Genomic DNA, 12,637 nt, shown 5'->3' with positions numbered 1-12,637 from the left:
AAATGGCCGTCCATATGTGGCAGCGGTTTCACCGATTGCGGCTTGCCGCAAGATCGATTCGGAAGCGGAATCGGGGAAGCCGGTAACGAACGGGAGGGGGCGGGTCGGTTTTGAGAGCGATACGAAACGCAAAGCGATGGAGGGAGCTGCCGCTCCATCTGATGATATTGCCGGGCGCCATCATCGTGTTCATCTATCATTATATTCCGATGGGCGGACTCGTCATGGCATTTCAGAAATATATTCCGGCCAAAGGCATTCTCGGCTCGGAATGGGTAGGCTTGCGCAATTTCACCTATGTCTTCAGCTTGCCGAGCACGATAGAAGTATTCTGGAACACGCTGTTTATCGCGATGATGAAAATCGTGGCAGGACTCATCGCCCCGATCGGAACGGCGCTATTGCTGAACGAAATCGGAAAGGCCGCGTTCAAGCGCGCTGTCCAGACGCTCATTTATTTGCCGCACTTTTTATCTTGGACGATTTTGGCCGGCATTCTCATCGATATCCTGTCGCCTGGCCAAGGCATTGTCAACAAAGCGCTAGGCTGGGGGGGAATCGATCCGATCTTTTTTCTCGGGGATAACAAATGGTTTCCTTACACGATCGTCATATCCAACGAATGGAAGGAATTCGGCTTCAGCACGATTGTGTATTTGGCCGCATTGTCCGGGGTAGATCCGGCGCTGTACGAATCGGCCGTAATCGACGGAGCCGGACGCTGGCGCCAGACGTGGCATATTACATTGCCCGGCATCCGTCCGGTCATCATTTTGCTCATGACGCTAAGCTTGGGGCAAATATTGAACGCGGGCTTCGAGCAGGTGTTCAACCTGTACAGTCCTTACGTGTATGAGAGCGGGGATATTATCGATACGATGGTGTACCGGATGGGACTCGAGAACGCCCAATACAGCTTGGCTACCGCCATCGGCCTATTGAAATCGGTCGTGTCGCTCGTCATGATCTCGGTCTCGTATTTGCTCGCTTACCGATTGGCCAATTATCGCATCTTCTAGAGAAGGAGGGAACAGGGGTGGTCGAAAGTCCGTCATTGAGCCGAAAGCTGTTTATAGCAGGAAATTACTTCTTCATGGCGTTGCTCGCCTTCTTATGCCTGTTTCCGATCATCCACGTCCTCGCGGTGTCGTTCAGCTCGAGCGGAGCCGCGGCGGCGGGGAAGGTCGGGCTGTGGCCCGTCGAGTTTACGTTCAAGGCCTATGAATTCGTCGTCCGCAAAGTGGAATTTACCCGTTCGTTCGGCATATCGCTCCAACGGCTCGTGCTAGGGACGATCGTCAATATGACGATGTGCGTGCTGATCGCGTATCCGCTGTCCAAGGAGGCGCGCGATTTCAAGCTGCGGACGGTGTACGTATGGTACTTTTTCCTGACCGCCTTGTTCGGCGGCGGACTGATTCCGACATACATGACCGTGAAAAACACCGGCTTGATGGATACGATTTGGGCGCTCGTGCTGCCGGGAGCGGTGCCGGTGTTCAACGTCATCTTGCTGCTCAACTTTTTCCGGGCCCTCCCGAAGGAGCTGGAGGAGGCCGCCTTCATCGATGGTGCTGGACATATGCGTACTCTGTGGAGCCTGTTTATCCCGCTGTCCAAGCCTGTGCTGGCCACGGTGCTGCTGTTTACGATGGTAGGCCACTGGAACGCATGGTTCGACGGGCTCATCTACATGAACGATCCGACGAACTATCCGCTGCAAAGCTATTTGCAGACCGTCATAATCCAACAGGATATGAGCGCCATGTCGGATAGCGAGGTGGAGATGATGAGGGAGCTGTCCAGCCAGACGGTCAAGTCGGCACAAATATTCCTCGGCGCCCTGCCGATTATCGCCGTCTACCCGTTTCTGCAGAAGTTTTTCGTCAAGGGGATCGTGCTCGGCAGCGTGAAGGGATGAGCGGAGGCTGCTGCCGTTACAAACGGCGCAGCTGCTCCATCAAGGCGTTATCGTCGATCATGCCGGACCAATACAGCTTCAATTGATGGTGGAGCGGGTCCAGCAGCCGGATCGGGAGTCCCAAATCCGCATGCCAGCGAAAGGACGGGATAATTTCCCGGAACAGCTGAAAATGCTCGGGACGGTTCAAGCCGTCCCCATCGGGCAAAGCCGCTTCGGCGGCGGGCTTCGAAGCGGGAATGCTGAGCGTGCGCGCCCGCACCTGTTGCTGGGCCTCGCGGGAAGAGGCATAGCTGACGAACAGCTTGACCGCTTCTTTGTGCTTGGCGCGGCTGCAGGAAATAGAAGCTGTGTATCGATTCACTACTCGATACGCGGCTTTTTGTTTTCGCAGATGAAAATATAGAATTGTGACCGACCAGTTCGGACAAGCGAGCGTTCCCGCGCATCCGAAGCGGGTGTCCGCGCTGTACTGGTGAAATAAACCCCGGCCTGCATAAAGGCGGGCTGGGAAGCGGCAGCCGACCATTTGTTCATCGCCTTCGACAAATGGTACAGCCAAGAGCCGGGAGCGGAGAGGCGGCTGCTCGCCGATCCGGTGTGGCAGGCGCTGCCGGCGGTGAGGAACGGCCGGGTGTACGAAGTGGACTTCCTGACGTGAATGAACGACGGCGTCATTTCCAACGGCAAAAAATCGATGAAGTGCTGCGAGTGCTCGCCTGACCCGAAAATGTTTCTTGTCCGGAAGACGCCCGGCATGGGGTGATCGGTAACAGGATCGATCCGGCCGGGTGACGTCATGCAATTTGTACAAAAAATCGAATGAGTTTGTCCATTGTCGGTATGGGAATTACGGGATACAATTGCTGATGTGAGATTGAGAATAACTATCAACTGCTTGAGAGGAAGAAGGGCATACAGGAGGTTTTCATTGTGGCGGAGCATTTGGAATTGTATGATGTAACGATCATTGGCGGAGGTCCTGCAGGGATGTACGCCGCTTTTTATAGCGGGATGCGCGATTTGAAGACGAAGCTCATCGAAGCCAAGGAGGAGCTTGGCGGACGCATGCTCATTTATCCCGAGAAAATGATATGGGATGTAGGCGGCTTCGCTCCGATCGTATGCGAGCAGCTGATCGTGCAGCTTGCCCGCCAGGCGCGGCTCTTCGAGCCGACCCTGGTCTTCGGGCAGCAAATTACGGGGCTGGAGCGGCGAAAGGACGGAACGTATGTGCTCGCAGCCGAGTCGGGAGAAAGGCATTGGACGCGTACGATCGTTCTCGCTCTGGGACGGGGCATTCTGAAGATGGCCAAGCTGGAGATTGAAGGAGCCGAGCGTTACGAGATCACCAACCTGCATTATACCGTGCAGGAGCTGGAGCCGTTCCGCGGCAAACGGGTGCTCATATCGGGCGGCGGCAATTCGGCGGTAGACTGGGCCAACGAGCTGGAGCCGATCGCGGCGTCCGTTACCGTCGCTCATCGCCGCGACAAGTTCGGAGGACATGAGAAGAGCATTATCCGGATGAAGACCTCCTCCGTCGACGTACGGACTCCTTATGCCCTGACCCAACTGCATAGCGGCAACGGGGAGACGATTCACAAGGTGACGATCAGCCACGTGGATACCGGAGAAATCGAGCAGCTGGATGTCGATGCGGTTATTGTCAACCACGGGCTGAAATCCGATTTTACGGGAATTACCGGGTGGGGGCTCGATATGGACGAGTGGAATGTGTTCGCGAACGGCAAGCTGGAGACGAACATGCCGGGCATCTATGCGGCGGGCGACTTCGTCAACTATGCGAGCAAGGTCAATCTGATTGCGGGAGCGTTCTCGGATGCGGTGTTGGCGGTCAACAGCGCCAAATTGTACATGGACCCGGAGGCGCCCCGTATGGCTTACGTCTCCTCGCATAATGACCGGTTCAAAGAGAAAAACCGGGCACTCGGCGTAATTGAATGAATAATGGCCGGCGGTATTTCGAGTCGCAGCGATGAAACTGGAGCTGCGGCTTTTTCGCGTTCGACGGCACGAAAGAAGGAAGCGGAATCGTCCATTCTGTCATTTCGCCAAAAAGACCGGTCCGCCGATGCGCGGGAGCCGGTCTTTTGGCTTGACGGCCGGTATGGTCTCGCCGCTGGCGGAGATTTGCAGCAACGTAGAAATTTGCATCATCTCCGGAATTGTGGCGAAAACGACTCCATTTCGCCCGTTTTGCCAATAGTCGCGGCGCGGCCGAACGGATAATCTGGAATCAGGCAAGAAATACATCCGACAGGAAGGGAGGAGATATCCATTCGACATGCGGCTCGCAATACTGCGGGATACGAACCTTTGAAAGCGGTGCCGGATGAAGCGGAACGGGGCTGGGCGTATGCGTACCGGCGCATGAAAAAGAGCAGGTACTACTATTTGATATTTGCGATCCCGTTTGTTTATTTCATCCTGTTCTGTTATGTTCCGATGTTCGGGATCGTCATCGGCTTCAAAAACTATAGCGTATTTGACGGCATTTGGGGCAGCCCGTGGGTGGGGCTCAAACATTTTCGCGAGTTTTTGTCGGACCCGTATTTTTACAAGCTTATCCGCAATACGCTCTTGATCGGTTTGTACCATATTTTGTTTTCGTTCCCCGCTCCGATCGTGCTGGCGCTGCTGCTGAACGAGCTGAGACACCGTTTGTTCAAAAAATTCGTGCAGACGGTCAGCTACATGCCGCACTTTTTATCGACGGTCGTCGTATGCGGCATTATAGTCAACTTCGTCTCCCACGACGGACTGATCAATCAGGTTCGCGAATTAATCGGCTTCGAGCGCGTGCAATTTCTGATGCTGCCGGAATGGTTTCGCACGATCTACATTTCGTCCGAAATATGGCAAAGCGTCGGCTGGGGCTCGATCATTTATTTGGCCGCGCTGACCGGCGTCGATCCGCAACTGTATGAAGCGGCCAAGATGGACGGGGCCAACCGCTGGAAGCAGATGTGGCATGTGACGATTCCCGGCATCGCTCCGACGATCATCGTCATGCTGCTGTTCAATATCGGCGCGATCATGTCGGTTTCATTCGAGAAGGTGCTGCTGCTGTCCAACGGAGCCAATTTCGAGACGTCGGATATTATCGCAACCTACGTATACCGCCGCGGACTCGTCTCCAGCGATTTCAGCTACGCTACCGCAGTCGGTCTGTTCAATTCGGTAATTGCCGTGCTTTTCCTGTCGATCGGCAACTACGCGAGCAGGAAAGTAAGCGAGACGAGCTTATGGTAGAGAACGGAAAGGAGGAGGACGAGGATGAAGCCGGGAACGGGCGGACGGTTGTTTGACGGGCTCAATATTGCGCTAATGCTCGGATTGGTTTTTGCCACGTTTTATCCGTTGTTTTATATTTTTATCGTATCGGTCAGCGACGGATCGGCGGTCATGCGGGGAGAAGTGAAGTTTTGGCCGAAAGGGTTCAACTGGGATACGTACAGTCTCATCTTCAAGGACCCGTCGATCGTCCGTTCCTATGGCAACACGTTTCTGTATACGGCCGTAGGCACGCTGATCAATCTGGTTTGTACGGCCTTATGCGCGTACCCGCTCTCCAAGAAAGATTTCTACGGAAGAAGCGCGTTCACTCTGATGATCGTCATTACGATGTTTTTCAGCGGAGGGCTTATTCCGACCTATTTGCTCGTGCAGAAGCTCGGCATGCTGAATACGATGTGGGCGCTCGTCATCCCCGGCGCAATCAGCGTATGGAACATGATCATCATGCGCACGTTTTTCCAGGGCATTCCGGCCGAGCTGTACGATTCGGCGCATATTGACGGGGCCGGCGAGCTGAAGGCGCTCGTGCGGATCACGCTTCCGCTATCGAAGCCGATCATGACGACGCTCGGCATGTTCTATGCCGTCGGCCATTGGAACAGCTTCTTTCCGGCGATGATCTATTTGGACGAGAAGGCGAAATTTCCGCTGCAAATCATATTGCGCAACATGGTCTTGATGGGCGAGATGTCGAACCAGTCTCAGGAGATTAGCGGCGTATTCGCCGCCGTAACCGCCACGAACATCAAATATGCGGTCATTATTATCGCCGTTCTGCCAATCGTCATGGTCTATCCGTTCATTCAAAAATATTTTATCAAGGGCGCGATGGTCGGGTCGTTGAAAGGTTAGCTCCGGCCGTCGCGACGGATTTGCGTCGCATCGCAAGGATACAATAAATAGAAGAACAGGGGCGAATACTATGAACAACAGAATGAAGGTTTCGACGGTGCTGCTCTCCGTCGTCTTGACCTCCTCGGCCGTATTGTCCGCTTGCAACGAGAAAGAGCCGAAAACCGGGACGGATTCCGGCAGCGGCGGGCAGAATGTCGCGCAGAAGGAAATTTCGGTCAGGATGACCAGAGGCGAAAATCCCGCGCAGGCGATCAAGACGGATACGCCGGTGCTGAAGGAAATATTGAAGCATACGGGTGTGAAAATCAGCCTGGAGCCGGTGCCGGGAAGCAACTATTTGGACAAAAAGCGCGTGCTGCTGTCGACGAACAACATTCCCGATATTATCGGTTTGGAAGCGCTTGAAGTGGCCGAGTTCGCCAAAACGGGCATGTTCGTGCCGATCTCCGACTATTTGGATAAGCTGCCGAACTTCTCGAAGGTACTGAAGGACAATCCGGAGATCAAGAAGCTGTATGTGGACGGCAAGCTATACTCGTTCCCGATTACGGAGAACTACAAAATTCAGGGCGCCAAAACGCTGCTCGTCCGTACCGATATTTTGGAGGAGCTGAAGCTGCCCGTACCGAAAACGTTCGACGATCTGTACAATGTGCTCAAAAAAATGAAGGAAGCGTACCCCTCCTCGTATCCGTGGACGACCCGCGGCATGTCGTTCATGGACGCATTCGCGCTCGGCATGGGCGGCGGATACGGAATGACATACGATTCGGACAGCAAACGTTACTTCTACGGCACCAACAAGCCGGAGTTCAAGGAAGTGCTCGCCTATTTGAACAAGCTATATGCGGAGAAGCTGCTCGACCCCGATTTCTCGATCAATACGAAGCAAAATTGGGACGAGAAGCTCAGCACCGGCAAATCGTTTTTCTATTACGACAACAATCAGTTCGCGGTCAACTACAATCAAGTGCTGCAGGAGAAAAATCCGAAAGCGAAGTTCGACCGCATCCCGTACTTGACCAACAGCAAAGGCAAGGCGAAAGGATTTCTGTACGCCAAAGGCTGGCTCGTCGACAATTACGCGGTCAGCGTCAAGACGAAGGACCCGGAGGCGGTTCTCAAAATGTTCGACTGGATGTACGGACAGGAAGGCACGATTGCCACAAACTTCGGAACGCTCGGACAAACGTACGAGATGGTGGACGGCAAACCGAAAATATTGGATTCGGTCGTCGCCAAGTACAAAACTGCAGGAGATCCCGTCCGAGCCATGCTTTCGGACATAGGAGCGGGGCTGCTCGCCATGGCGGTCAACATCGACGAAGGTCCGATGAAGCAGGTCACCCATCCGGATTTGCTCCGCTGGAGCGAGGAGCTGCTGGCCGATCCCGGCGCTTATATCGTGCCGGCGCTGACGCCCGGCTTCACTTCGGTGGAAAGCGAGAAGCTGAAACAGATTACGACGAAGATCAGTCCGCTCGAGCAGGATGTGGTAAAATTCATCATGGGTGCCAAGCCGCTCGCCGACTACGACAAATGGGCCGAATCGCTTAAATCGGCCGGCGTTCCGGAGATGGAGAAAATTTATAATGACGCGCTTGCCCGTGTCCAATAACGCCCAGATGGCGGTCGGCGACGGGGGGCGAGGAGTCCTCCCTCCGACCGGCAAGCGGCGTCACCCGTTTATACGGTTCGCAAGGACGGACGGATAGGGGGAAGCGGGATGAAAATGCGGCTCGCGCGTTTGCGTGTCAATCGGCTGTTCGTGAAAATTTTGCTCTGCTTCTTGTCGCTGCTCATTCCGATCTTGATCGTCGGCTTCTTTACGTACGTCAATTTCATCAAGGAACTGAAGCGCGATTTCGAAGAAAAAATCATGATGAACGTCCGGACATCGGCGGGTACGGTCGATTCCTATCTGCAGATGATACACGAGTCCAGCATCAGCTTCTTCAACGATTCCTCCGTTATTCGCCTGCTGAAGCCCGACAAGCTGTATTCGGTGACCGAGAGAGCCGAGTTGGAGCAGCTTGCGCGCAATATCGCGCGCACTCGCGTCAATATCAGCAGCTTTGTCGACGAAACGTTCGTGTATATCGATAACGAGAAAGTATATACGAGCGGCGGAGTCAACGATTTCGCGTCATTCCTCGGGAAATATTACCGTTTCGCCGATTACGACGCGTACGCTTGGGAACAGATGATGAATTCGGTAAAAATGATCGATATATTGCATCCGACGGACGTAGAGACGCCGTTTTCCCGCAGCCGAGTCATTCCGTTTCTGGCATTTGCCCCGCTTGGCCCGTACCGTGCGGTCATGGTCACCACAGTGCCCGTGAACACGATACAGCGGACGATGGATTCGGTGTTCGCCGGTCCTTCCACCAGGGTTATCGTAACGGATGATGCCGGAAGAATGATACTGAACTCCGATCCGGACTTCGCCAACATGGAAGCGGTTCGGGTCGTCGGCGAAATCTCCGGCACGACCAAACAGAAGCAGGGCGAATTCGCGGTGCAAGGGAGGCTGTATACGATATCTGCGGTCAATACCGATCTGTACGGCTGGAGCTTCTACGCCATAACCCCGATCGACGAGTTCAAGAAGCAGGCGTCCGGCATTCTCGAAATGGTCGTCATTATTTGTATCAGCCTGATCGTGATCGGCTGCTTCTTCTCCTTCGTGTTTACGTATATTATATACAATCCGATCCGCCGCATCGGGGTCGTGCTGACCGGGAGCGAGGAAGGCATCCGCGACCAAGGCCCCGTCGTGCGATCGGACGAATGGGAGCGAATCGGAAGCGGCATTAACCGGCTGATCGAGAACCGCAGGCGGATGCAGGACGAGCTGAACGTGCTGTCGCTGGAATATGCGGAGAACGTTCTCCTGCAATTGCTGAAGGGCAACGTGCCGACCGACGAGCAATCCGGCGAGATTCAAAGCGTGCTGGCCAGACAGCTCGGCTTCGTCCATGGCGACTACGTTTGCTTCGTCATCTCGGTCGACTTCCGAAATGAATTTTACGACGATTTTCAAGACGTGGAGCGGATCGTCATCCAGAGCAAGCTGAAAAAAATGATCGGCGGCTTGCTGCACGGCAGCTCTGCCCTGTATGTGCTTGAATATAAGCCGCACCTGTATATTGTCGTCGCGAATATCGGCAGTGACGAGGAAACGGTCGTTATCGAACGGAAGCTGCAGCAGATGATGCAGACGTTTCGCTATGACGCGTTGTACTGCCGCATCAATGCGGGTATCGGCAAAGCGTATGCCGGTCCCGAGGGCATTACGAGATCGTACCGGGACGCGCTGACCGCGATGCTGAGCGTCGGTCCGGCCGACCATTTCAAAATCGTGCGCGCCAAAGAGCTGCATATCCAATACGGCGTCCAGTATTCGTTCGCGGACGAAACGAGGCTGCTCGCCCTGTTGAAGACGGGAGACATCGCGGGCGTAACGGACGCGATCGAGAAGATGGCGCTCGAGCTTGCCTCGCACAACGTATCGTTCGACGAGCGCAATTCGCTGCTGCACGAGCTGTATAACACGGGTCGGCGCTTCCTCATGGAAAGGGGGCTGAAGCCGGAGCAGTTCGTTACGGCTCGGGAGCGGGAGCAGCTTGTCCGGCCTGGCGAGCATCCGCTCGCGCTCGAGGCGCGCAAAGGCCAACTGATCGCGTTTTTTGGGCGGATCGCGGCCTTCGTGTCGAAAAAGCAGTCCAACAAATCGAATTCGCTGGTAGCCTTGATTCAAGACTATGTCGAGGATCACTACACGAGCGATCTGTCTTTGGAAAAAATTGCGGACGAAATGGAAATTTCCGTAAAATACGCTTCCCGGGTGTTCAAGGATAAGCTAGGCGTCAATTTGACCGATTACATCAGCCGGCTTCGCGTAGCCAAAGCGAAGGAATTATTGAGCCAGACGAATATGAGCATCCAGGACATTAGCGAGAACGTCGGCTATTTCAGCCGTACCACCTTTTTGCGCACGTTCAAGAAATTAGAGGGCGTTTCTCCGCAGGAATTCCGCAATACGACGGCTTCCGGACGCGGAGGGAACCGACTGATCAAAGGATCCATGGAACGCACCGATCCGGAGGAGGACGAGGTCGATCATGATTAAGCAGTTGCCGATAGATCGCGAATATATGAACGGCATCGGGATGAAGCTGGTGCGAATCGCAGCCGGCACATATGCGAGGGGGGACGACGAAGGCGAGCTAAACGAACGTCCGCGTCATCCGGTGCGCATTACGAGGCCGTTTTATATGGGCGCCTGTCAAGTAACCAATGCGCAATACGAGCGATTCGACCCGGAGCATCGCAAGCTGCGGGGCAAGCTTGGATTTTCGTCGGAGGACGACGAGCCTGTCATATTTGTCAACTGGCACGAAGCGGCGGCGTATTGCCGCTGGCTGTCGGAGCGTGAGGGATTGCCTTACCGGCTGCCGACGGAGGCCGAGTGGGAATACGCCTGCCGGGCCGGCACCGAGACGTCCTATTCGACGGGGGAGGACTTTCCCGTGGAACAATACCGGCGCCAACAGCACTCTTGGTATCCCGATCCGATCAAGACGAAGCGGGAGTTCGAGGTCGTGCCGCTGACCGTGGGACAATTTCCCCCGAATCCTTGGGGACTGCACGATATGCACGGCAACGTGGAGGAATGGGTCAACGATTGGTACGGTCCGTACGAGGAGGGGGAGCAGACGGACCCGGTCGGCCGGGCCGACGGAGAATTTCGCGTATCTCGCGGCGGCAGCCATTCGACCGCACCCGTATACTTGCGCTCCTCGCAGCGAATGGCAGCGCTTCCGGAGGACCGGCATTGGCTGCTCGGCTTCCGCGTCGCGCTCGGCGACATGCCGGATACGGCACCGACGTCGCCTTGGGCCGATACGGAGGCTTACCGGCTCGGAGTAAAGCAGAGCATACCGGAATCGATCGGAGCGGGTCCCGACCCGGACCGACCGTATTTCGCCGAACCGAAGGTGTTCGTGAAGCTGGTCCCGTCCGAGCAGGGGCCGTTTTATCCGCATAATCACGTTCCGTCGATCGCGGAGACGGACAACGGCGATTTGCTGGCCGTCTGGTTCTCGACCAAATGGGAGGGCGGGCGGGAGATGGTGATTGCCGCCAGCCGTCTTCGCTATGGGTCGAACGAATGGGACGAAGCGTCGCTGTTCTGGGATGCGCCCGGCCGCAATATGTCGGGCAGCAGCCTGTGGTCCGACGGGGAAGGCGCGCTGTTCCATATTAACGGAATGGGGGCGGCCGGGACATGGGGAACATTAATGCCCGTCCTGCGAATATCGCGCGACAATGGAGCGACATGGAGCAAGGCGAGGATTATGGACTCCGAGCACGGCACGCGCCGGATGCCGATCCCCGCGCTCATTCGCACCCGCTCCGGCTTGCTGCTGCAGCCGTGCGATGCGGAGACCGGCGGCGACGGAGGCACGAATCTGTGGATCAGCAGCGACGGAGGGGACTCTTGGTACGACCCGGGCGGCTTGATCGCCGGCATCCATGCCTCGGTCGTCGAACGGGAGGACGGCAGCTGGCTCGCTTTCGGCCGCGGCGATACGATCCATGGTCACATGCCGCAAAGCGTATCCTGCGACAACGGGCGGACGTGGAGCTACAGCGCCACGGAGTTCGAGCCGATCGGCATGGGGCAGCGGCTCGTGCTGCGGCGGCTGCGGGAAGGTCCGTTGTTTTTCGCTTCCTTTGCCGAGGAGATGCCGATTACGGACGACTCGGGCGCCGTCAGGACCGTCAAAGGCTTGTTTGCGGCCGTATCGTATGACGACGGGGCCACTTGGCCGCATAAACGTCTCGTATCGACCGACCGGAACGGAGGCGTATGGAATGGGGGGGCATGGACCGGGGAGTTTACGATGGACCGGTCCTCCGCCGAGCCGAAAGGCTACCTCGCCATGGTTCAGGGGCGCAACGGGCTCGTTCATCTGATCAGCAGCCGTATTCACTATACGTTCAATTTGGCCTGGCTGACCACGCCTCCCCCGCCTCTGGACTGATGGAGCGGCATAACCGGATGTCAGCCGGATGACAGAACAAAGCGCTCCCGGGTTTGCGTGCCGGGGAGCGCTTTGTCATTCTTGTTTCGGATCGGCCGCTACCCGAAATCCTTTTGTCGCGTAACGGCCGGAGGCCGACCATATTCCGCGCGACCTTGTTCGCCCAATGATCGCCGTTCCCATCTACTGCCAAGGCGAAGGAGGGAGTCGATAACAGGATGGAATACGCTATGATACATTTGCCGCTATTTTCCTGCATTCAACCGATATTCCTCCCGATTGGTCCGATTCATTCCTGCTGAATATATAGCGAGTGAAGCCGAGCCGTTAGCTGAATGTTGCCTTGAAATTCACCTTTCCCGGGTCAATGCGGATTTAAAGGTCTATTCGGCAACCTAGGCTACGAATTGCCGTGATATTGGGAAAGCGCATTCATAGTACTATGCACATCGTGAAGAAGTCATTGGCGTACCATTTTTGTGCAATC

At 55.7% G+C, this 12,637-nt stretch carries 11 protein-coding genes; 9 read left to right on the top strand and 2 right to left on the bottom strand.

The features are described 5' to 3' along the window. Positions 1-161: 161 nt before the first annotated feature. The gene (locus tag FE784_RS07520) at positions 162-1,019 is read left to right on the top strand and encodes an ABC transporter permease (protein ID WP_139601552.1); all 858 of its coding nucleotides are present in this window, start codon (positions 162-164) and stop codon (positions 1,017-1,019) included. Positions 1,020-1,036: 17 nt separating this feature from the next. Continuing rightward, positions 1,037-1,921, top strand: a complete 885-nt coding sequence (locus tag FE784_RS07515) for a carbohydrate ABC transporter permease (RefSeq protein WP_139601522.1) — start codon at positions 1,037-1,039, stop codon at positions 1,919-1,921. Positions 1,922-1,937: 16 nt separating this feature from the next. On the opposite strand, the gene FE784_RS07510 is transcribed toward FE784_RS07515, so the two are convergent. Then, complete coding sequence (locus FE784_RS07510; protein WP_139601521.1) at positions 1,938-2,285, bottom strand: type 2 periplasmic-binding domain-containing protein; 348 nt, start codon at positions 2,283-2,285, stop codon at positions 1,938-1,940. 165 nt (positions 2,286-2,450) lie between these two features. On the opposite strand from FE784_RS07510, the gene FE784_RS42340 reads away from it, so the two are divergent. Continuing rightward, on the top strand, positions 2,451-2,582 hold the full coding sequence (locus FE784_RS42340; RefSeq protein ID WP_281287035.1) for a hypothetical protein: 132 nt from the start codon (positions 2,451-2,453) through the stop codon (positions 2,580-2,582). Positions 2,583-2,854: 272 nt separating this feature from the next. Then, positions 2,855-3,889, top strand: coding sequence for an NAD(P)/FAD-dependent oxidoreductase (locus tag FE784_RS07500; RefSeq protein WP_139601520.1), 1,035 nt, complete (start codon positions 2,855-2,857; stop codon positions 3,887-3,889). Between the two features lie 99 nt (positions 3,890-3,988). Here FE784_RS07500 and FE784_RS07495 read toward each other — a convergent pair whose 3' ends face one another. Next, a complete protein-coding gene (locus FE784_RS07495; protein WP_139601519.1) occupies positions 3,989-4,189 on the bottom strand; it encodes a hypothetical protein in 201 nt (66 codons plus the stop codon). Positions 4,190-4,270: 81 nt separating this feature from the next. Here FE784_RS07495 and FE784_RS07490 point away from each other — a divergent pair, with 81 nt between their 5' ends. The 5 genes from FE784_RS07490 to FE784_RS07470 all read left to right on the top strand — a co-directional run bounded on the left by FE784_RS07490 (position 4,271) and on the right by FE784_RS07470 (position 12,150). Next, positions 4,271-5,197 (top strand): ABC transporter permease, encoded by a 927-nt coding sequence (locus tag FE784_RS07490; protein WP_342779078.1) that lies wholly within the window; start codon positions 4,271-4,273, stop codon positions 5,195-5,197. Between the two features lie 24 nt (positions 5,198-5,221). Beyond that, on the top strand, positions 5,222-6,094 hold the full coding sequence (locus FE784_RS07485; RefSeq protein ID WP_139601518.1) for a carbohydrate ABC transporter permease: 873 nt from the start codon (positions 5,222-5,224) through the stop codon (positions 6,092-6,094). A gap of 70 nt (positions 6,095-6,164) precedes the next feature. Continuing rightward, positions 6,165-7,715: an extracellular solute-binding protein gene (locus tag FE784_RS07480; protein WP_139601517.1), complete on the top strand. Its 1,551-nt coding sequence runs from the start codon at positions 6,165-6,167 to the stop codon at positions 7,713-7,715. A gap of 108 nt (positions 7,716-7,823) precedes the next feature. Beyond that, complete coding sequence (locus FE784_RS07475) at positions 7,824-10,232, top strand: helix-turn-helix domain-containing protein (RefSeq protein ID WP_139601516.1); 2,409 nt, start codon at positions 7,824-7,826, stop codon at positions 10,230-10,232. Beyond that, entirely contained in the window at positions 10,225-12,150 is a 1,926-nt protein-coding gene (locus tag FE784_RS07470) for an SUMF1/EgtB/PvdO family nonheme iron enzyme (protein WP_139601515.1), read from the top strand. Before FE784_RS07475 ends, FE784_RS07470 begins: the two co-directional genes overlap by 8 nt. Positions 12,151-12,637 lie beyond the last annotated feature (487 nt).

The organism is Paenibacillus hemerocallicola (assembly GCF_006265175.1).
Classification (GTDB): domain Bacteria; phylum Bacillota; class Bacilli; order Paenibacillales; family NBRC-103111; genus Paenibacillus_AB; species Paenibacillus_AB hemerocallicola.
The sequence above is the reverse complement of the archived record's forward strand: the minus strand, read 5'-3'. Positions and strand labels throughout refer to the sequence as shown.